The organism is Bradyrhizobium uaiense, assembly GCF_010811875.1.
Taxonomy (GTDB): Bacteria; Pseudomonadota; Alphaproteobacteria; order Rhizobiales; family Xanthobacteraceae; genus Bradyrhizobium; species Bradyrhizobium uaiense.
This window is the reverse complement of record NZ_VKHP01000046.1, coordinates 1-22,292: the sequence shown is the minus strand read 5'-3', so window position 1 is coordinate 22,292 and position 22,292 is coordinate 1. Positions and strand designations below refer to the sequence as shown.

The window sequence follows — 22,292 nt, the reverse complement described above, 5'->3', positions numbered from 1 at the left end:
AACGTGACCAAGATCGCATCACTCTTCGCAAGCGACATCACTCGGCAAATCGAGGAAGTCATCAAGGTCGACCAGACGTCTTCCGAGATCATCGCATCCGAAATCGACGAGTATGTCGTCACCGACGCTATCAAGAAGCACTACATCCACGTTCTGGAACGCTATCAAGAAACTCCTCAAAAGCCCCATGAGGGCGTCGCGATCTGGATCTCTGGCTTCTTCGGCTCCGGCAAGTCGAGCTTCGCCAAGGTGATGGGCCTCGCGATCGAAGATCGCGATATCCTCGGAGTGCCCGCTGCGGAGCGGTTTGCCGCGCGCGCCGGCGACCCGAAGCTCTCGGTCGTCCTCAAGACCATCAACGAGAAAATCCCCACGCATACCGTTATCTTCGACGTCTCGACCGACAGGGGTATCCGGTCCGGCAACCAGATGCTGACCGAAATCATGTATCGACTGTTCTTGGCGAGTCTGGGCTACGCCAAGGAGATCGATCCCGCCGAACTGGAGATCGCTCTTGAGAGTGAGGGGCGCCTCGACAAGTTCAAGCAGGTATTCCAGGAGCTTCACGGTAAGTCCTGGGACACCCAGAAGAACTTGCCGATTTTCGCGCTCAACCAGGCAAGCGCAGTGCTTCATAAGCTCGAGCCGGCCACGTACCCGATGGCGGATTCGTGGTCGAAGGGGCGTCCGAAGATCGACATCACTCCGGGCCGTCTAGCTGACCGGATCGTGGAGCTCATGAAGCGTCGCAAGCCCGGACACTCGCTCATCTTCGTCGTCGACGAAGTTGGTCAGTTCGTCGCCAGAGACACCCAAAAGATGCTCGATCTGCAGGCCATCGTGCAGCAGCTCGGAATCAAGGGCCGCGGAAAATATTGGATCGCGGTCACCTCCCAGGAACGGCTGAGCGAGGTCGTCAGCGGCCTCGACGATCGCAGGATCGAGCTGCCGAAGCTGATGGACCGCTTCCCGCTCCAAGTTCATCTCGAGCCGTCCGACATCTCCGAGGTCACCGGCCGTCGCGTGCTCAAAAAGAACGCCGGCGCCGAGACCGCGCTCGGAAAGCTTTACGACGACAATCGCGCCCGTCTCGACCTCAACTCGCGGATCACCTCCGACGTCTCGTTGCCGTCCCTTTCCCGGGAAAAGTTCGTCGACCTCTATCCACTGTTGCCCTATCAGATCGATCTGATCATTGACATCGTTTCGGGCCTTCGGATGCAGGGCGGCGCCAGTAAACACGTGGGCGGCGCGAACCGGACTATCATCAAACTCGCCCAGCAGCTCCTGATCAATCCGACCACCAAGGTCGCCGACGCGCCCATCGGAGCCTTGGTGCGCCTAGATCAGGTGTACGATCTGGTCGAAGGCAACATCAATTCCGACATCCGTGCCAAGATCATCTCCATTCCTGAGAAGGTTAAGCATCCCTTGGCGCAGTCCGTGGCGAAGGTTGTGTGCCTGCTCCAGTTCGTCCGGACGGTTCATCGGACGCCGGAGAACATCGCGGCTGCGTTGATCGAGCGGGTTGATGCCGATTCCAAGCTGACTGAGGTGCGCGAGGCGCTGGCCAAGCTTGAAAGCGCACTCATGGTCCGTCAGGGAGAGGGCGGTTACCGGATCCCTACTCCGGCCGAAGATGACTGGGATCAGGCTCGGGCCTCGATCGAACCCAAAAGAATGGATGAACGCCGCCTCTACGCATCTGTGCTCGCTGGTTTTTGGGCCCCGCAGCCCGGCTTCACGCTGGGCGACGCCAAGACGTTCAAGGCCGGCTTGATGGTCGGCGGTAATGAAGAGGTGGCCGGCGACGTCTCTTTCCATGTCGATCTCGCAGACAACGCGGAGCAGGCGCTCATCGAAGCGGAAAACCTGCGGAAACGCAGCCAGATGGATCAGAAGGACGTCTTTTGGAGCGTCGCACTCGACCAGGACATCAAGCGCGAGATGCGCGACGCGTTCCGCTCGGACGAGATGATCAAGCGCAAGGGGCGCGGTACCCCGACCGCCGACGAGACCGCGCTGATTGCGGAGGAGAAGGTCCGGCAGCGCAATCACATGCAGGAGCTCGGCCGCCGTCTGAAGACCGCCTGCCTGGCCGGCAAGGTGTACTTCCGCGGCAACGATCGCAGTCCCGCCGGCACCGTCACCGAAGTCGGGAAGGCCGTGACGGGCGTGCTGCAGCAGGTGTTGCCCGACGTCTATAACCGCTTCTCGGAAGCCTCGGCTAAGAAGGCCGACGTCACAAGGGGCATCGACGCCCTTCTCACCGCGGAGAACCTCTCGGGCCTGCCCAACGTCTTCTCGCATCTCGAGCTGTTGCGTGACGAGCAAAACAAAAGGGTGTTCCGAACCGACGTGGTGCCGCTGTCGGAGATTCTCGCGAAGATCGAAGAGCGGGCCGCTTATGGCGAGCAGGTGACCGGCAAGTACCTCGAGGACGAATTTCTAAAGCCGCCCTTCGGCTGGGACTTTGACGTCGTGCGGCTTCTCACGCTTTCTCTCCTGAGGGCGGGGAAGATCGAGGCGACCTCGAAGGGGCAAGTGATCGACCAGGCAACCACGACCGCTGCGAAGGACTGCTTCTCCGGCAACAACATGTTTCGTGCCGCGAGCTTCCGGCCGAAAAAGGGTATCGACTTTACCGTCCTCGCCGAAGCCGGCGAAAACTATCGCGACACGTTCGGTGATGAGGTCAAGGAGCTGGCGCCGGGCCCAATCGCGGCCGAGATCCGGGCCGCGGTTGAGCGCCACGAAGAGGGTCTCGAGGGTGTTCTAGGCACGATGCGGTCGTCCCAGCTTCCGGGCGCAGAGGTTCTCGAAAGTGCTGTCAACCAGATGCGAGCCATCCGGCGGGGCAACGAAGAAAACGCTATCCTTACTTTCAATGCTTCGCACAAGAGCCTCAGGGATGCGATCAAGCGTGGCTCCGATCTAGCTGTGAGCCTCACCGATTCGACGCTGAAGACGATTGCCGACGCTCGCTCCGTTACTCAGCTCATCCCCGCCTTGGAGGAGGAACCGGATCTTGACGGCGTCCATTTGGAACAGGGCAAGCTTCTCGGCGACCTGCTGAGCAGGGAAACATTCTACCGCGAGATCGCGCCGATCTCGACTGCGGCGGCCACCATCAAGGCCGAGTACAAGCGCCGGTACGAGGTCGCCTTGGACGCCCGCATCAAGGCCTACATGCACGCTCTTGAAGTGCTGATGAAGACGCCGGGCTGGGAGCGCCTCGACGAGGCGCAGCGAGACGAGGTCTCGCGCCACCTCCGACAATGTGCGGACAAGAACTGGAACAACCAGACGATCCGTCACCTGAGGTCGGAAGCGGAGTTGGCGGAGAGTCGCTTGGCCGCCGCTACGGCCAAGATGCACCAGATCCTCGAAGGGGAGCGCCTGGCGACCGTGTCGGTCGGCCAGTTCTTCTCGGGCGGTATCGAAACCGAGGAGCAGTTAGATCAGGCCCTCGAGGGGATCCGGGATGAGTTCTCGCGGCTCATCGGCGAAGGCAAAAAAGTCATCGTCAGGTGAGCGACAGCTGATGGACAAGGAAACGCGAAACGCGATCGAGCGCGCCACTCAGCGGATCCGGCGCATCCTCCAGGAAGACTTCGCCGAACAGCTCGACGCCGTATTCGATGTGCGTCTCGACGGCCGTGTTGCCGAGGAGGGCGGTCAGCATTTGACCGGTCGCGAGCTCCTGCTGCGCGACAGGATCGTGGCGGCCGTCGAGCACAAGCGACGTGCCGGCATGAAGCAGGCCGATGCCGTGCGCGACTACATCCGGGATGCCGCCTTCACCACCCTGAACCGCTTTGCCGCTCTCAAGATGCTCGAGCCGCGCGGGCTGGTCCAGGAGTGCATTGGTCGCGGCGAAAATTCGAACGGCTTCACAGAGTTCTGCGGTCTGGCCCCGGCTCTGAAAACGGCCGACGGCGCCGGCTATCGACTCTACATAGAAAGCATTTTCGATGAGCTTTCCACGGAGGTTAAGGTCCTATTTGACCGCCGGGATCCGGCATCCGTACTCTGGCCCAAGAAGGCGATCTTCGACGAAATGCTCGAAATCCTGAACGGCGCCGACCTCAAAGTTGTTTGGAAAGAGGACGAGACGATCGGCTGGATCTACCAGTTCTTTAACTCCGGCGAAGAGCGCCGCCAGATGCGCGACGAGAGCCAGGCCCCGCGAAACAGCCGCGAGCTTGCGATCCGCAATCAATTCTTCACGCCGTCGTACGTGGTGCAGTTCCTGACCGACAACACACTTGGGCGCATCTGGTACAAGATGTGCGAGGGCCGCACCGGCCTCGCCGAGACTTGCACGTACATGGTGAAGGCCTCGGGATCCGCCCCGAAGTCGTCAGACTCGGCCAAGAAAGACCCTCGCGATCTACGAATTTTGGACCCGGCATGTGGCTCGGGACATTTCTTGCTCTATTGCTTCGCCCTGTTGCTCCTGATCTACGAAGAGGCATGGCACGACGAGACCTCGCCAACATCAAGCGTGACGGGCAGGACGCTCCGGCGAGACTACGCTACGCTCGAGGACCTCAAGAAGGCAACACCCGGGCTAATCCTGCGGCACAACCTTCATGGTGTCGATATCGACCCTCGCTGTGCGCAGATCGCGCAGCTCGCGCTTTGGATGCGGGCGCAGCGAGCTTTCAACGACGCGAAGATTTCTCGCGGCGAACGCCCCATCATCCGCCGCGCTAACGTCGTCATCGCGGAGCCAATGCCAGGTGATCCCAAGGTGGTAGAGGACTTCTCGGCGACTCTTCAGCCCGCGATGGTCGCCAACCTATTCAACGAGATTGTCTCCGAGATGCGCCTCGCTGGCGAGATGGGGTCGTTGCTGCCTATTGAACGCACCTTGGCACGATCGATCGACCGTGCACGAGCTGCCTTCAATGAAGAGCAATCCCACACGAAAAAATTTCTTCCCGGCTTGGCCCCGATAAAGCGCCAGGGCGAATTCGACTTGTCCGGCATCAGCAATTCGGCCTTTTTCGAGAAGGTCGAGGATAACATCTTCTCGGCCCTGAAGGCGTTTGTCAGCGACGCCGTCAACGGCAAAGGAACCCGACGCCGCCTCTTTGCCGATGACGCAGAGCAAGGCATCGCATTTGTAGAAATGATGGGCCGAAGATTCGATGTCCTTCTCATGAATCCTCCGTTCGGAGCAAGTAGCCTGATCGCCAAGCGCGATTTCGAGGCTGCGTACCCGAAAACCAAAAACAACCTTTATGCGGCGTTTGTCGAGCGAGGCGTCCAGCTCTTAAACCAAGGCGGCTGCTTAGGCGCCATTACGTCCCGGTCAGGCTTTTATCTCTCGACTTTTAAGTATTGGCGCGAAGAGATCCTTCTCAAAACTGCACCTCCAATGGTTGTTGCCGACCTAGGCTATGGCGTTCTAGACGGTGCAAAGGTCGAGGCTGCCGCGTACTGTCTAGAGGTTCGTAAATGACCGTGTTCGTTCGACTGTTGGACGTTCCTGTCGATCAGAAGCCGAATGAGCTTCTGGCGAATGTCGCGCCATTTGGCGGGCGATCCGTCGAAATGGATCCGCTTGAATTCGCGAGTATCCCAAACAGTCCCTTTGTGTATTGGGCAAGCGCAAATATTCGCAGGCTCTTTACCGCTTTACCTCCCTTTCAGTCGGAGGGCCGGACGGCTCGCCAAGGCCTTGCAACGGCAGATGACTTTCGCTTCGTCAGGGCATGGTGGGAGTGTCCGATCGACAAATTGGGTTCAAAATGGTTTCCGTTCGCAAAGGGCGGGAGCTATTCACCGTACTTTTCGAACCTCTTCTTGGTCGTGAATTGGGATCAGTCGGGGAAGGAACTTACGACGTTCGTAAATCCAGAAACTGGGAAGCACTATTCTAGACCACAGAGCGTTGACCGGTACTTCCAGCCTGGACTGACGTGGCCTTCGCGTCCCTATCGCCGCGGCTCATTCTCGCTGGTGAGTCCTGGAGCCATATTTAGTCACACGGGAACTATGGCCTTTTCGGCAAGTGAAGACGAATTGCCGGCGCTCGCCTGCGTGCTCAACAGCGACGCCTTCATTGGATTGCTTCATTTGCTACTGCCTCGGGGAGGAGAGGGGTCGGACCGCACCTTGCAGTATGAAGTGGGGTACGTGACTAGCGTCCCGGTGCCGACGATCTCGGTGGATACCTCCGCGAAGCTCTCTCTCCTTTTCCGACGGGCTTGGTCGCTGAGGCGAAGCTATTTCGAGATCGACGAGACCTCTCGCGCGTTCGTGCTGCCGTTGCAGCTCCGACGTCGCTTGGGAACGTACAACATCGATGCGATCTTCAGCGAGCTTGAGCAGCTTGATGCGGAGATAAATCGCATCGTGTTCGATTTGTATGGAGTTGATGCCGCGGACCGCTCATCGCTCGCGGCATGGAGCCGGGCTGCCCCCACTAACGAAGACAGCGATCCGGCCGACCCAGCTCCGACGGCAGACAGCGAAGTTAACGACGATAATGAGGGCGTCGGTGTCTCTTCCGACGACTCAACTACAATGCTTTCCTGGGCAGTTGGGGTGGCATTCGGCCGTTTTGATGTTCGTTTTGCCACTGGCGAGGCTACGTTACCGACGCAGCCGGATTCTCTCGATCCGCCGTCGGCTAAGTCTACCGGAATGAGGGCTGTAAGCACCTCGGATAATCCGATTGTGGGATACCTCGTTGACGACGATGGCCACCAGCACGACATAGTCGATCGGGTTTGCTCTGTTTATGACGCTGTTGGCGGATACGACTACGATAGCACTAGCGTGCGAAGCGCGATCGCTCACGACCTATTTCCGATGCATCTTAAGATGTACGGGAAGAGCCGCAGGAAGGCGCCGATTTATTGGCAGATCGCTACGCCCTCGCTCGGCTACTCAATCTGGCTGTACGCTCATGCGCTGACAGGCGATACGCTGATGCAGTTGCAGACTGATCTACTGGAGCCAAAGCTTAGCCTCGAGCGCCGCAACCTCGATAATCTAAAGACTGAGCACGCCGGCGAGGGGACAGGCCGCAGCCGGAGAGAGGTTGAAGAACAAGAGAGGAAGGTCGACGAGATTCAGGCCCTGCTCGATGAGGTAAAGCGTCTCTCTCCGCTGTGGAGGCCGAACCTTGACGATGGAATTATCGTGAATTTTGCGCCTTTCTGGCGATTGGTGCCACACAATCGGGCTTGGCAAAAGGAATTGCGTGCAGTTTGGGACGCTCTGTGTGCTGGAGAGCTCGACTGGACACAGTTGGCAATGCATCTCTGGCCTGAACGTGTGGTTCCTAAGTGCGCCATCAATCACAATTTAGCTGTCGCTCACGGTATTGAAGATGTCTTTTGGTTCGAGGATCGCGATGGCAAATGCAAACTTCGGGAGAAGCCGAGGCAGTCAGCAGAGCAGCTCGTTCGTGCTCGCTCGTCTGCGTCCGTCCAAACCGCGTTAAAGAGCTTCATGGCAGCTCCCACCTCAACCACAACGAGGGGCGCGCGCCGAGCGCGAACCGCGAGATGAATTCGATCCACCCGCTCCACGAATACATCGCCAATCAGATCGGCGATCGCATCAAGGATCGCCGTGTTGTAGTCATGTACGACAAGCGCGAGGAACTGCGCCCGTTTTTTGCGGAGATAGCCGACGGGCGGAACGTGAGCGACGGCCCCGTGGCGGTCAGCTTCGGCCGGCGGAAAGCTAATCTCTATGTCTTCGACGGCTCCTTCCTGAAGGCGCGTTTCGCCGCCGAGAGTTTGACGAGTGGAGACCAGCCCGACGACCTCGTGATCTACGTTCCTGGTCTTGACCGGGACGCGAAAGGCTCGCTGTTGATGGAGCTGGAGAAGGCCGGCACCTGCTATCAGCAGCCGGCTCTGAAGCAGTTCGCCCGGCTTGTCCTCCGAAAACGGTTTACGGACGTCGCCATCGACGAGATGCTGAAATCGGATATGCTGACGTATGCCGATTTGGCCGGGATGGCGCAGGACAACGCAGGGGCCGCGCAAGGGACGTCTCTACTGAAGAGTGTGTTCGGTGGCTCGGACACGGTCGCGATCGTCACGGACTGGCTGGGCGACACTTGCTTCGACGCCGACATTCAGGCGAAAGGAGCCTTCGGAGAGCTGCGGGATGCCGTCCTCGCCAGGATCGGCCTTACCTTGCCCCCGGATGCGACGTTGGCTCGGGTACGCCAGGTCACCTTCAGGTACGTGTTGGTGAACGAATTTCGATCCGACTTAGCACCGAAGGCAGAGCTCCAAGGACAAGCTGCTGCGGCCATCAAGAACGTGCCCGAACCCAAGGCCAATGATCACCAAAAGGCGATCCGGGAAGTCGCCAAGCGGCTCCGCGAGCGCTATTCGGCTGCCTATGTCGAGGCGACGGACAAGATCGAGGTCGAACTCGGTCTTTCGGCGGCGTCGGTAAGCGGCACGTCGCTCGGTTCGATCGACACCTTCAGATTCGAGGAGGCCGCCGTGGTCGCGGCCTGCTTCGACCTCGTCGCTTCAGAGAAATTCGAAGACGCCCGCACCCTCATGGGGGCACGCGAGAGCAGTTTCTGGGTCAACCGGGAGGTGACACGAAAATCGGTGTGGGCCATCTGCAAGCTGATGGTCGACCTTGGCTTGGTCGCCGTAGCGGTTGACGCGACGATCGCGAAGGCCAACGGCAATCCTTCCACCTGGGTCGATCGCTACGTGTCGGAAAAGGATGGGTGGTACGCGCTGGACCAGGCACAACGGCGGCTGGAGGCTTTCCTCTCGTCCGTGGACGAGGGGGTGGAAGAGCGGGCCGTGGCAAAGATCCGGGCCGTCTACGAAAACGCCGTCCGTCGCATGAGCGAAGGTTTCCTCAGGGCTCTTCAGAAGGCCGATTGGACGGTGCCGGGTGTTCTCGAACAGACCCGGATCTGGTCAGATGTGGTCGCAAGCCGCCCGGTCCCTGTGGCCTACGTCATGGTAGACGCCATGCGGTTCGAGATGGGGCACGAGCTGATCGGTCGCCTCACGCGCGCTTCGGAGGTCCAAATTCGCCCTGCCATGGCGGCGCTTCCGTCCATCACCCCGGTCGGCATGGCGGCGCTGCTGCCAGGAGCTTCGTCGACTTTCTCTGTTGTCGCAACCAAGGACAGGCTCGGTGCGTCCATCGACGGCGTCTTCCTTCCTGATCTTTCGGCTCGCCAAAAGTTTCTGAAGTCGCGCGTGCCGGACCTTGTTGATCTGACGCTCGATGAGGTCATTTCGGCGAGCGCGAAGGCGCTGCAGAAGAAGGTGTCGAACGCGAAGGTCATCATCATCCGCTCCACAGAGATCGATGCTGCCGGGGAAAACGCCACCACCACGACGTATGCCCGCCGTGTCATGGACAACGTAGTCGAAGATCTCGCCCGGTGCCTCGGCCGCTTGGCGACCATTGGGATCGGAGAGGCGGTCGTCACGGCCGATCACGGCCATCTCTTCTTCGCCGCCGATCGCGACCCCTCTATGCGCCTGGACACACCCGGCGGCGATCCGATCGATCTGCATCGTCGCTGCTGGATAGGCCACGGCGGTTCCACGCCGCCGGGAGCGGTACGAGTCCAGGGCGCCAAGCTCGGTTACGCAACGGACCTAGACTTCGCGTTCCCCGCCAGTACGTCCGTCTTCAAGAGCGGAGGCGATCTCGCCTACCATCACGGCGGCACTTCGCTGCAGGAAATGATCATTCCAGTCATCGCCGTGAAGCTGAAGGTCGACGGTAGCGCCAAAGCGGAAAAGGACGCCGTGACCCTGACGCATGACTTCGAGACGGTGACGAACCGCATCTTCACGGTCCAGATCGAGCTGGGTGCGGCTTCCAAAGATCTCTTCGCCGGCGCCCGCAAGGTTCGTCCGCTCGTTGTATCCGACGACCGTCCTGTCGCCCGAGCAGCCATCGCGACGGGCGCCGACCTAGTGGACGGTGTCCTGACGTTGCCGCCAGCCGTTAAGTCGAACGTCGGCTTTATGTTGACCGATGATAGGGTCAAGCACGTGCGCATTCAGGTTCTGGACGCGGAGACCGACGCCGTCCTGTACGTTTCCAAGAAAGACATCCCCGTTCGTTTGGGAGTTTAAGTGATGAGTAACGTTCCCGCACGCGACGCTCTTGATGAAAAGGTCAACCGCACCTTCGCCGGCAAGGTGGTCCGGAAGGATCTCGTCCGGAAGGTGAAAGTCGGCGCCAACGTACCGGTCTTCGTTCTGGAATTCCTACTCGGGAAATACTGTGCATCGTCCGACGAGATGGCCATCCAGATGGGTCTGCAGGTCGTCAACGATACGCTGGCCAACAACTACATCCGCTCCGACGAGTCGATGAAGGCGCAGAGCAAGGTCAAGGAAAAGGGTAGCTGGACCTTTATCGACAAGGTCAAGGTCCGCTTGGTCGACTCCGACTACTGGGCAGAGCTGAGCAATTTCGGGAACAAATTCGTTCATATCCAGAATCAGTACGTCAGGGATTACGAACGTCTGCTGACGGGCGGCATCTGGGCCCAAGTCGACATGCGCTTCGAATACGATGAGGAGGGCAAGGGAAAGAACCCCTTCTGGATCGAGAAGCTCACCCCGATCCAGATCGCCGCTTTCGACCTCGCCGAGTACCAGCGCCTCCGGGCCGAGTTCACGACGGACGAGTGGATCGACCTCATCCTCCGCAGCATGGGCTATGAGCCTGGCGAGATGACGAAGCGCCTGAAGCTTCTGTTCCTGACGCGACTGATCCCGCTGTGCGAGCGCAACTACAACTTGGTCGAGCTGGGCCCCCGCGGCACCGGCAAGAGCTACGTCATTCAGGAGGTTTCGCCGTATGCCGCACTCATGACCGGTCCGACCACGGTCGCCAACCTGTTCGGACACATGGGCGGCCGGGCGAAGGGCCTCGTCCAGATCTGGGACGTCGTCGGCTTCGATGAGGTGGCCGATCTTGAGAAGATGCCCAAGGAAGTCATCACCACGATGAAGACCTACTGCGAGTCCGGGTCCTTCCAGCGCGGCCAGGAAGCCGCCTCCGGAGAGGCCGGCATCGCCCTGTTCGGCAATACGCAGCAGCCCATCGACGTCATGGTCCAGACCGGACACTTGTTCGAGCCGATGCCCGAGGTGATCCGGGACGACATGGCCTTCATCGACCGCCTGCACTTTTATCTCCCCGGCTGGGAGATTCCGAAGATGCGCAACGATCTCTTCACGGACCACTACGGTTTCGTGGTGGATTTCCTTGCCGAAGCGCTGCGCGAGCTCCGCCGCCACAATTTCACCGAGATCTGCGACCGCCATTTCACGATGGGGGCGCACTTGATTACGCGCGACCGAAAGGCGGTTAAGAAGACCGTCTCGGGCCTGATGAAGATCATCCATCCCAGCGGGGAGGCCACCCAGGAGGAGATCGCCGAACTCCTGGAGTTCGGGATGGAAGGACGGCGTCGGGTCAAGGAGCAGCTCAAGAAGATGGGCTCCTTCGAATATTACCACACGTCCTTCAGCTACACGCTGAACGACACCGGCGAGGAGCGGTTCGTCGGAGTTCTGGAGCAGGGTGGTCGCAACATGATCTCGGCCGACCCGCTGCCACCGGGTAGCGTCTATACAGCGGCTGTGGCCCACGATGGCACCGTCGGGATGTATCGTGTCGAAGTCTCGGTCTCGTCCGGATCCGGCAAGCTGAAGACGGCCGGCGGCGTCAACGGCGTCACCAAGGAATCGATCAACCGCGCGTTCAGCTACATGCTCGCCAAGAAGGGCGATCTCTCCATCGCCCGCGAACTCGACGTTTCCGATCTCCACGTTGAAGTAATCGACCTCATGAATAATCGAGTCGAAGGTGAGATCGGGTTGGCCTTCTTCGTCGCAGCGTTTTCTGCGCTCAAGAAGGCTCCGCCGTCTGCCGCCATGCTGATCGTCGGAGATCTCAGCGTCCAGGGCAACATCAAGGGCTTGCGCTCGTTAGCCGAGCCGCTCCAGCTTGCTATGGATAACGGCGCCAAGCGAGCGCTGATCCCGATCGAGAACAAGCGCAGCTTCCTTGAGGTAACCGGTGATGTGGTCGAGCACGTCGACCCCATCTTCTTCGGCGACCCGAAGACGGCAGCCTTCAAGGCGCTGGGCATAAATTGATCGTGACGAGAAAAAACACTGATGCTCTCGAAGTGGACGGTTGAAGCGAAGTCGACTAGCAATTTGGAAAATCGCGGGAAGCAACCATGGCAGCGTCGTTCTTTTCGGGAGCCGATCCGACTTCGATCAATTCCATCGGCCAATTGATCGATATCCTCGTGAAACGCCATAATACGGCGAACGGACACATTCTTTGGTATCGCGGTCATCGACGCTCTAGTTGGGATGTGCTCCCAACGATATGGCGCGATTATACGGCTGAAGACGAGCGAAACTTCGCTCACCGGTTTCGATCGAGAGCAGCGATTCGAGTTGCTTCCGCGCCTCGCTATGGTGATTTCGCGCACTGGCTCAGCTTAATGAGGCACTATGGATTGCCCACGCGCCTAATGGATTGGAGCCGATCTCCGCTGGTGGCGCTCTACTTTGCTCTGGCGTATCTGTTCGAAAGCGCCGACCCCCCAGAGGATTCTGTCTTATGGATCCTTGATCCACACCGACTGAACCAAATTGAGAACTATGACCAAGTCGGAAGCTTAACACCATCGATCAACTCTGAAATGTGCGACCCGATGGTTTTGCCGGCGTTTCGCGCCGACGTGATCGAGCCGGAAAGAGTCTTGGCAGTTATGGCTCACGACGTCGATTTGCGAATTTTTGTTCAGCAAGGCTGCTTTACGATTCACTCCAGCCGTTTGGCCTTAAACCTGCGTCAGGACCATACTCTATTCCTTTTTCCGATTATCATACGTGCTGAGCACGCAAAGCAGGTCGCCAGCGAACTTTTCACCGCGGGACTTCGTCGCGGCGATATATTCCCAGACCTCGGTAACTTGGCATCTGAATTAGTTGACACCTACCCGAAACGACCAACTTAGGCGGAAGCATTGGCGAAAGCTCGATGCGAGACACTATGTCTACGAATTTTCTGACCGAAAATTGATCTACAAGCGAGATCGCGAAAGGGAGGGGACTTGCCTACGGCTACCAACATCACCGTGAAGGAGACCCTCGATCTACTTGATTCGAAGTTTTCAGGGATTAGCGACGGAGTAAGCCAAGGTGCATACGCCCTGTGGCTTGGTTCGGGCATATCGCGAGATCGCGTCATCGGACTTGACGGCGTCCTGACGAAACTCCTGGAATTTCTAAGAGTCAGGATTACGCAAGACCCACACTGCGCCTTCCGGCGCGCCTTAGAGAAGATCATCGGGTTGGCCGCTCCATCAACCGAACAGCGCAGTCAAATCGACTTCTCCCGACCATGCTCAGAATGGCTATGCGTTGGCGATCTGCTTTCACGATTATGGAACCAGTATTCGGCGGTGCTATCGATCGAAGTCGACGGCCAAGGGCTCGATTATCTCCTGTGGACGGGCCTGGATTTTCCAAAGACGTTCGCCAATCAAGATCCTGACGCAGAGCATTTGGCAATAGCAATCTTGGCTCTAGAACAAGCAGTCGAGCAGCTAGCGACCTCAAATTGGGATGGATTGCTTGAAGCTGCGATGCGCACGCTCGGGCGGCCTCTCGAGTTCTATCGGGTAACGGTCACCGGGGAGGATCTGCGAGGGCCGGCTGCTGCAGCAATTCTTTACAAATTTCACGGCTGCGCGCTGCGCGCAATCGCGGATGAGACGACTTATCGGCCGCTGCTCGTTGCCCGCAGTGCGCAGATCATTAGCTGGATGGCAAGTACCAAATTCAAAATCGTGCGGGACCAACTCGAGGCGCTGATCCAGCGCAGTAGGACACTCATGATCGGCTTGTCTGCGCAGGATACCAATATCCAGAACCTGTTCGCGCAATCCGGTGCTCAACACGGTTGGAAGTGGGATGAGCCACAAACCCCGATTGTCTTTTCGGCTCAGGAGCTCAATAACGACCAGAAAACCATCCTCAATGTCGCTTATGGAGACGACTACGAACCAAATCGGGAAGCGATTTGTGATGCGGCTCGTCTGCCAGCTTATAGTAAACCACTCCTGCTGGCTCTGGTATTGGCGACCTTGACGGCGAAGCTCGAGGTCTTGGCTAAGGACGCGTCAGCTCCTGGTCTCGATGCCAATGCTCAGCAACGCATCGTTGATGGCTTGATGCATTTGCGAAATCGCGCGGCTGACGCAGGAAACGCAGATCGCTTAGGGCTCGTGAAAGCCATCGCGCTCGGGTTGGCTCGTGCCCGTCACCAATTACAGGATGGCATGAGCCCATCCGGTCCCTTGCCATACTATCCATTGGATGAAGCACCCGTGCATCTAATGTGTGGAAAACAGGCACTTGCCGCAACTGGCCAGCGAGAGTCTGCCTCCGCACTTGGACTTATCGGCCTCGATGATAGAGCCGGTCACTGGACAGTAAGCGTTGACGACCCCGAAGATGCTCGATCTGGCGCACTTAGGCTAAACAGGGGAAGTGTTAGTGCCCGCGTATTCTTCGCGGCAAACGATGACGTAATAACCAGCCTCTTGGAGTGCGGTGCTCTCAGAGCTGACGATTCCGACGCAGTCGTAATTTGTTCGAAGAGGGTCACGCCCCGGCAACACAGGAGCCCGGCCGCGAAAGTGCGCACTGGCAAGGTCGGTCCGAGATACATCGCCTATGGACCAATGCTGGCGAATGCTTCAGATGTAGCTTCTCTTTGCGATGCGCTTCGGGCGGAAGTTTCAATATGACTACGAGCGAGCGCGTGGTGGAAATCCTGGTTGGCGAGGGCGGCTATCGGCTGTTGCCGAAGCCTCTAAAAATCGGCTCGCTTTCGTTTGATTTCACACATTCCTTGGTCGCCGAAAGCAAGGCGAACGACCTCGTTATCGTGGTCGAACTGAAAGGCGATACTTCGGAAGACGTCATCACCCGGAAGGTACTCGCGTTTACGCGAGCTCTGGACGTTCTTCAGTCGCGGCGTTCCGTTACCGCGGTCCTGACATCCGGTCAACCTTCGCCAGAGTTGGTACAATCGATCGTTAGCGTATGCCGCGTTTTGTCGATCGGGGCGCCGACTGGACCAAGGGCAGTTGAGGTGGTGCGAGACTACTTGTCAGTCTTGCTCCCACTAGTTCAGCCGCCGGCAGTTGAAACCATGATAGACTGGGAAGGGGATGTCCGTCGGGCGGTGTCAAGCCTCTCCGGGAGCTTCACGTTAGATGAACTCTTAGGGCCGGCGCTGGAGGATCGAGAATCAGTGGAGGACGTGCTCCGAGGCAAAATTAGCCAGATTATTGATCCCGTCCTTTCGAGCCACGAAGCGGAGGATTGATGCCACCTCGACTGAAATCTTTGGTCGTCGAAAATTTCCGCAGCATTCGCGGGAAGATTGTTGTTCCTCTTGATGCGCAAGTGGTGCTCATTCATGGCTCAAACGGAATGGGTAAATCCAGCGTACTTTCCGCGATAGAGCTGGCGTTGACGGGGCAGATTGCTCATCTTGCGGGTGAGGGAGACACATATTGGTCGTACCTCACGCACTTTGGCATGAAGGACGGAGCGATCGAGCTGAGCACTTCGGCACCGGTGCGTCCCAACGGCAACACCGAGGGGGCCCTACGCTTCAGTGACAACAGCTTTTACTCAACGCCTCTTCTTCAGCACGCGGAAGCGAGATTCTTCTCGGAGCGTTGCTATCTACCGCAAGCCACTCTCGGGCGCCTCCTAGAAATATATGATGATCGAAGTACAGGCACAGCATCACCCTTAACGCTGTTTGTAAAAGAACTTCTTGGGCTAGACCCATTGGATGCCCTTGTTGATGGGCTATATCCAGCCTTTCACGTATCGCGGATTCGAAATCTTGCACCCGCATACCGGCGTCTGGAACGCCTGAAGACTTCAGCAAGTGAGGAAAAAACTCGTATCGACACTGCGATCAGGCAAAATTCTAGCGCCGCATCAAATCGGCTTACTCAGCTAAACGCTGTCCTTGCTCAGCTCGGGCCGGATCTGTCTATTGGGCTCGAGCCCGCGTCGGAGGTATCTCAGATCCGCGCACGACTTAACTCGCCGCGTGATGAGGAACGTCAACTTCGAGAATTCAGCCGCCTGCAAGCTCAACTATCCACGGCGATGGAACGGTGGCGATCCATTTCCGAAATTGGCCAGGTGCAAGACGCCGCCGAGCGAGAGCGCGTTGAGGCACGCGCAAGAGGTGCCTTGGATACCTGGCGCCAAAAGCCGGGCCAGGTTCTAGCCTCCCTTCTTGATGAATTGAGAAAGACTCTCGCCGATATTCCAACCATGGACGAGAGCAGTCCGGAGCTGGCACGATCGCTTGCTGAAAAACGCGCGGAGCTTGAGGCCCAGCGGTGTGATGCCATTCTTGCTGAGGGCGATATGGCTGCCAATCGGTTAGCGGCGATCGAGGCAACCATTCAACGATCGTCCGCGCGGATTGGCGAGCTGGACGAAGTGCTGGGGGCTGGCATCGCCGATGTTCGATCATTGGCCAATGCGCTGGCGAGCGTTGCACCTCACATTGATGCAGAGCGGTGTCCGGTCTGCGAACGTGACTTTTCCGAAATGAATGAGGGTACCCTTGCTGCACACGTTGCGGCTAAGATCGCCTCTTTGACTACGGAGGCCGGGCGGCTACAAGCACTTGCGGCGGAACGAGCAGAGGAGAGCGAAAGATTAGCCACAGTGCGGCGCGAGCTACTTAGCGTAGAGCGCGAACAATTACCGCAAGAGGAGCGTGCGGTTCTCATCCTGCGATCTGCATCGATGGCCAGTATGGTTCAGCGGTTGAAGCCCTTGATGCCGGAAGCGCAACGTGGCACAGCCCTCATGACGCAAGCAGCAACTGCGATATCGGAAGCGGCTGCTGCGCGCAATTGGGGCGTGGTTTCATCGAGGATTCTGCCCGAAATCGATCAGCTGACGCGGTCGATAACCGGACGCTCTGCGAGCGACTACGATAGCCTCGATGCCGCATTCGAGGATGCACTTGAAAAGCTCAGCATGATGATTAGAGGCGCTGAGGAAAAAATTGCTCTGAGGATTCGCGTGTTAGCGGAACTTGATTATTACGAAGGTGATCTTGCAGAGCTCGCGCGCTTGAGAGAGGCCAGTGAGGGCGCTGGAATCAAGCTCCATGCAGCAAATGGGGCCATTTCGCAGGTCGACAGATGCAGGGAAGACGCGAAGCAGATCGCCACGGCAGCGGAAAGAGTCCGCTCCAATACGGTGAAAGCGGTTTTCAACAATTCTCTGAATAAGGTGTGGCGGGATCTATTCGTTCGACTTGCACCTTCAGAGCAGTTTGTACCGCAGTTCAAACTACCCGCTGGTGATCAAGAAAGCGTTGAGGCGGTACTTGAGACTTTACATCGGTCAGGTCAGGCGTCTGGCAGGCCAGGCGCGATACTCAGTCAAGGCAATTTGAACACAGCGGCTCTCACCCTATTTCTAGCACTTCACTTGTCAGTTCCGTCGAAGATTCCCTGGCTCGTGCTGGATGATCCAGTGCAGTCAATGGACGACGTACACATTGCTCAGTTTGCTGCGTTGTTGCGAACGTTCTCAAAAAGCCTCGACCGGCAGTTAATTGTTGCGGTCCATGAACGCGCGCTATTCGAGTATCTAACTCTCGAACTGAGCCCGGCGTTTCCGGAAGATAGCTTGGTCTCCGTTGAGATCTCACGCAACTTCGTGGGTGAGGCGATCGCAACGCCACGGGCATTTGCATACAAAGAAGATCAGGTAATCGCAGCTTAAGCGCGCAGTCGTCTAAGGAGGAGCCAGTTCAGCTTCAACTGCGCAAAAAGCTAGAAGATAGGGATGAGAGGGTAGCCAGTTCGATAGCATTGTGATGAAAACTCAACTGCCTCGACCTATGACGCGCCCACAGCTACATGAACTTGTGTGGTCTGCCAGCTTCGGTGCGTTGGCAGCTCGATTGGGCGTCTCACCACCAACGCTGAAAAACACCTGCATCAAGTTCGACATCCCAGTCCCGCCGCGCGGCTACTGGGCGAAGCTCCAGGCGGGCAAGCCGACGCGAAAGTTCGCGTTGCCGGCCCGCGCGCCTGGCATGAGCGACGAAATCTATCTCGGCGCACGCTACTACTGGCAGAGGACGCCGACCAACGAGGAGCTGCTGGGCCCATTGGGTGAGCCGCCCGCGTTCGCCGAAGACATTTCCGAAGTTCGAGATGAGATCCGCAAGATCATTGGCAAAGTGACCGTCGGCCGGGTGATGACGCTACAGCACCGCGTGATCTCGCGCCTGCTCGCCGAAGATGAGGCCCGGCGCGAAAAGCAGAAGACATCGGCTTATGCATTCTCCTGGCACAAGCCAGTCTTCGACAGCCCGTTCGAGCAACGCCGGCTGCGGCTGCTCAACGCGTTATTCCTGGCCGTCGCACGCTGCGGCGGAAAGCCCGAGGTGAGGGGCGATCAGGCCCGCGAGATCAGCATCACGGTTCATCAGACGAGGATCGCCCTGTCATTCGATCGGCCGAAGGTTTCCGGGCGGAGGTCCGATGCAGACAGCAGCTCGAGCGGGAGCAAGTCCAACCCGTTACGCCTTGCGATCGTCGGGGGCTACGAGCGTGAACAGGAGCGGACCGCTTGGCAGGATGGTGAGGAGAGGCCGCTCGAGCAGAGGATGTCCGATATTGCTGTCGAAATCGTCACCGCAGCCGAGGCGAGCTATCGCGAGGGCTGTATGCGCGATTTCGAGTGGCGCGGACAGCGTAAGGCGCAGCTCGAAGAGGAGCTGCGGCAGCGTCAACTCGAGCTTGAACGAAAGGAACGCGAGCGGCACGAAAAACTCGCGCAGGCCCGTATCGACCGGTTGCTCGAGGAGGCTACGTCGCTGAGCCGCGCGGCGGATATTCGCGCCTACGTACGCGCCGTCGAACAGGCGGCAGAACGCGAGGGCATCGTTGCGCCGGCGGACGCGGTTGCAACTTGGGTGCACTGGGCGCTTTCGCAGGCCGATCGCATCGATCCCGTCAAGAACGGACGGTTTCTTCAAGGAATTGAAAGTGATGACTCCAGCGAGGACCGGTCGTAGGGCCAGATGGCGCTCATCTGTCTGCTTCTTCTGGCCGGGTCAACGGGCGCTACAAGAAATTCAGCTGCGCCGTTTGTGCCATCCCCTTGGTGGTCGCGACTAGGGAAAAATTGACGAGCTTATGGGACAGTTACTCCCGTAGGCGCGATCGCCGGACGTAGGGCGGTTGCTACCGCACTTCCAATTTCCTGAGCGAGATGAGAACTTGCAGCACTATTAGAAGGACCAACGGTTTTCGAGACAACTTGGCCCTTTGAGTTCTTCACCGTTGTGGTCGCTCCGGGCCCGATCGTGAGGAGAAGTTCGTGCGTCCGCGTCCGGCTGGTGTCGAAAAGCGCGGGACTTGATGCCGTCGTCACGCGCAACAGTTTCCACGTCGGTGTTAAATTGCCATCGGTAACTATGACAAACTTCACATCATAGGAAAATGAATCGGAAGCGAAGCTGCCAGCCGTTCCAAGTGGCGGCCCTTCGCCACTCGCGGCGCTTCGAGATGATCGCAGATAAGCACTCGTTTCTGTTGCTGCCGGAAGCCAGTCTCTGATGCCGAGGTCGCTGAGCACGGTGAACGGAGAACTGTGACTCGGCTGGCCAATAAATTGCTCCTGCGGCTTCTCGCAAACTTGACTTTCACTGAGAACATTTGCGATTTCGGCAATTGTATAGAAGGTCGAGAACTTATCCGTGCGTGTCGCATCAGATGAAAGCTGGCCACCTGCCGTAAGAGCAAAGGTCTGTGACGCCGCAGTGTTCAGCGGCCACGTGTAAGTGGCGCTTGGCGTCACCTTGCTCTGCTCATCGACTGTAAAGGTAAGGGTCTGTTGCACCCCCCAGGAATCAGGAATGGGCTGATCAGCAGCCGTAGAAACGAGCTTACCGTGGTAGTACGTTTTGTATTGCACCCTGTTGCGAGCTATTCGAACGGCGTCGCGCAGCTCGCAAAAAATCGCGCGCTTGATCTGCATTTCCATATGTTGGGTTGCATCGGTGTCGGCCACCAAATCCCACGCCTCAGGGATCTTGGGAACGACGGTACCGCAGCCAGTCTGTTGGAGCGCTAGCCCGGAAATTGCTATGATTTGAAGACATTTTCGCATGAGCCTGCCTTCCGAAATATCAAGCCCCTCACTTCTGCTCGTTGAGAAGGTTCCGGATTTTTTGCTCCAGATCAGGGGACACATTGTGTATCGTAAGATCGGTGCCGGCAGTCAGAGGGACGATACCCTGCGGACAGATGCCGCCAACGCACTTCCCATTCACCCATTTCTCCGTGCACGGCCCGGCGCACTTCAACTGTTGGCAAGATTGTGCTGGGGGCGTGGGGTTGCACGCAGAAGTCGGGTTGATTGAACTAACCGGAGCTTGCGCCATGCCGACCGACGGCAATTGCAAGAAAACAAGAAGGGTCAATCCATATGCAAATCGCATTGTCAGGCTCCCTCTAAAAATAAATAAAATGATTTTTCTCACTCAATCAAAGCGAGTTTTTTTAGTCAACACAGCTCAATCGGTTTTATTGGAGTTGACCGCTGATTTGGTCTTCCCTGTGTCCTACTAGATACACCTAAGAGTAGCGACGCAGGCCGTTCTTTTTGGATGCAGCCTTTGAGCGAAAGCGGGCCGGCAGCAAAACCGGGGGGCCTGCTAGGAAGCGCCCGGTTTTGCCGAAGACATCGCTGAGGTTCGGGATTGGATCCGCAAGATCAGCCGGGTCATGGCGGTGCAGCAAGTGTTGTCTCACGCCTGCTCGCCGAAGACGATGCCCGCCGCAAAAAGCAGAAGACCTCGTGTTATACATTCTCCTGGCACAAGCGGTCTTCGACACCCCGTTCGAGCAGCGACGGCTGCGGCTGCTCAACGCCGCTGTTTTTGGCGGTTGCGCGCTGCGGCGGAAAGCCAGAGGTGAGGGGGGACCAAGCACGTGAGATCAGCATCACGGTTCATCAGACGAGGGGGCGCCCTTGCGCTCGACCGGCCAAAGATTTTCGGGCGGGCGTCTGGTGCAGACAGCAGCTCGAGCGGTAGCAAATCCGACCCGTTACGTCTTGCCATCGTCCAGGGCTACGAGCGTGAACGGGAGCGGACCGCTTGGCAGGATGGGCTCGAGCAGAGGATGTCCTATATTGCTGTGGAGCCGAGGCGAGCTATCGTGAGGGCTGCCTACGCGACTTTGAATGGCGCGGGTGGCATAAGGCGCAGCTGGAAGAGCAGCTGCGGCAGCATCAACTCGAGCTTGAACGAAAGGAGCGCGAGCGGCAGGAAAAAACTCGCCCAGGCCCGTATCGACCGGCTGCTCGCGGAGGCCGCGTCTCTAAGCCGCGCGGCGGACATTCGCGCCTACGTACGCGCCGTCGAGCAGGCGATCGAACGCGAACGTATTGCGGCGCCTGCCGACGACCCTGCGCGTTGGAGCAACTGGGCGCTCACGCAAGCGGATCGCATCGATCCGGTGAAGAACAGGCAATTTCTTCAAGCATTCGAAGAGGGTGACTCCAGCGAGAGATAATCGTGGGGTCAAATGTGGGGCGTTACGCCATCGAAAAAAATAGTGAAACAATATCAATATGTTGGAGTTAGTATTGGCGGAAGGGGTGGGATTCGAACCCACGGTACCCTTGCGGGCACGCCGGTTTTCAAGACCGGTGCCTTAAACCACTCGGCCACCCTTCCAAACCAACAATTTCAAGTGCTTAGCGGTGGGCTCGAAGAGAACGAACCGCGAAATTGGCACCCGATTGGCACCCAATGCGCCAGCGCCGCATGATCGCCGCCGCCGCCTTGCCATCGTCGTTCCTAAACAAGTGGGCGTAGACGCGCAAGGTGATGTCCGGCTTGGCGTGCCCGAGCCGCTTCGAGAAGTGAGGCCCAAGCGGCCCGTATCCAGTGATTTTACGGTGGAAGGTGGATAACGGCAGTCATCCCTTGATGATGAGGCGACCGAGGAACGCATTGCAGGCCCGCTCGGCTTCAGCGAACGTGCTGAAGGGCGATCCCGACACTTGAGCCGCAGGCATATTCAGGAAGTCGGGGCGATATGATGCAACAAAACCCGGCTCTCCATGCAAGCCAGGTCCGGTCTGGCTCTCGTTGCTGATGACGAATGAATAGTCGTCGCTGCTCGCGATCCATATCTC

At 58.2% G+C, this 22,292-nt stretch carries 13 protein-coding genes and 1 tRNA gene; 11 read left to right on the top strand and 3 right to left on the bottom strand.

Annotated features, from left to right (window positions below; all coding sequences use genetic code 11):
- The first annotated feature begins 3 nt into the window (after nt 1–3).
- The 10 genes from brxC to FNJ47_RS13865 all read left to right on the top strand — a co-directional run bounded on the left by brxC (nt 4) and on the right by FNJ47_RS13865 (nt 19,158).
- Complete coding sequence (brxC, locus tag FNJ47_RS13910; protein ID WP_163153900.1) at nt 4–3,534, top strand: BREX system P-loop protein BrxC; 3,531 nt, start codon at nt 4–6, stop codon at nt 3,532–3,534.
- Between the two features lie 10 nt (nt 3,535–3,544).
- Nucleotides 3,545–5,470 carry an Eco57I restriction-modification methylase domain-containing protein gene (locus FNJ47_RS13905; RefSeq protein ID WP_163153898.1) on the top strand — a complete coding sequence of 642 codons (1,926 nt, stop codon included), beginning with the start codon at nt 3,545–3,547 and terminating at the stop codon, nt 5,468–5,470.
- On the top strand, nt 5,467–7,530 hold the full coding sequence (locus FNJ47_RS13900) for a BREX-1 system adenine-specific DNA-methyltransferase PglX (RefSeq protein WP_163153896.1): 2,064 nt from the start codon (nt 5,467–5,469) through the stop codon (nt 7,528–7,530). Before FNJ47_RS13905 ends, FNJ47_RS13900 begins: the two co-directional genes overlap by 4 nt.
- Nucleotides 7,527–10,106: a PglZ domain-containing protein gene (locus tag FNJ47_RS13895; protein ID WP_165445680.1), complete on the top strand. Its 2,580-nt coding sequence runs from the start codon at nt 7,527–7,529 to the stop codon at nt 10,104–10,106. The genes FNJ47_RS13900 and FNJ47_RS13895 overlap by 4 nt, the downstream gene beginning before the upstream one ends.
- 3 nt (nt 10,107–10,109) lie before the next feature.
- Nucleotides 10,110–12,146, top strand: a complete 2,037-nt coding sequence (brxL, locus tag FNJ47_RS13890; RefSeq protein ID WP_163153894.1) for a protease Lon-related BREX system protein BrxL — start codon at nt 10,110–10,112, stop codon at nt 12,144–12,146.
- An 86-nt stretch (nt 12,147–12,232) separates the two neighbouring features.
- Entirely contained in the window at nt 12,233–13,024 is a 792-nt protein-coding gene (locus FNJ47_RS13885; RefSeq protein ID WP_163153893.1) for an FRG domain-containing protein, read from the top strand.
- Nucleotides 13,025–13,120: 96 nt separating this feature from the next.
- A complete protein-coding gene (locus tag FNJ47_RS13880; RefSeq protein WP_163153891.1) occupies nt 13,121–14,821 on the top strand; it encodes an SIR2 family protein in 1,701 nt (566 codons plus the stop codon).
- Nucleotides 14,818–15,405 (top strand): hypothetical protein, encoded by a 588-nt coding sequence (locus FNJ47_RS13875; protein ID WP_163153889.1) that lies wholly within the window; start codon nt 14,818–14,820, stop codon nt 15,403–15,405. Before FNJ47_RS13880 ends, FNJ47_RS13875 begins: the two co-directional genes overlap by 4 nt.
- Nucleotides 15,405–17,855, top strand: coding sequence for an AAA family ATPase (locus tag FNJ47_RS13870; RefSeq protein ID WP_163153887.1), 2,451 nt, complete (start codon nt 15,405–15,407; stop codon nt 17,853–17,855). The genes FNJ47_RS13875 and FNJ47_RS13870 overlap by 1 nt, the downstream gene beginning before the upstream one ends.
- Before the next feature lie 181 nt (nt 17,856–18,036).
- Entirely contained in the window at nt 18,037–19,158 is a 1,122-nt protein-coding gene (locus FNJ47_RS13865) for a hypothetical protein (protein ID WP_163153885.1), read from the top strand.
- A gap of 119 nt (nt 19,159–19,277) precedes the next feature.
- On the opposite strand, the gene FNJ47_RS13860 is transcribed toward FNJ47_RS13865, so the two are convergent.
- Nucleotides 19,278–20,339 (bottom strand): hypothetical protein, encoded by a 1,062-nt coding sequence (locus FNJ47_RS13860; RefSeq protein ID WP_163153884.1) that lies wholly within the window; start codon nt 20,337–20,339, stop codon nt 19,278–19,280.
- 932 nt (nt 20,340–21,271) lie between these two features.
- Here FNJ47_RS13860 and FNJ47_RS13855 point away from each other — a divergent pair.
- The gene (locus tag FNJ47_RS13855; protein WP_163153882.1) at nt 21,272–21,664 is read left to right on the top strand and encodes a hypothetical protein; all 393 of its coding nucleotides are present in this window, start codon (nt 21,272–21,274) and stop codon (nt 21,662–21,664) included.
- Nucleotides 21,665–21,738: 74 nt separating this feature from the next.
- On the opposite strand, the gene FNJ47_RS13850 is transcribed toward FNJ47_RS13855, so the two are convergent.
- Nucleotides 21,739–21,828: transfer RNA gene (locus tag FNJ47_RS13850), tRNA-Ser, on the bottom strand.
- Nucleotides 21,829–22,073: 245 nt separating this feature from the next.
- On the bottom strand, nt 22,074–22,292 hold a 219-nt coding region (locus FNJ47_RS50505), incomplete at its 5' end, for a hypothetical protein (protein WP_206685316.1).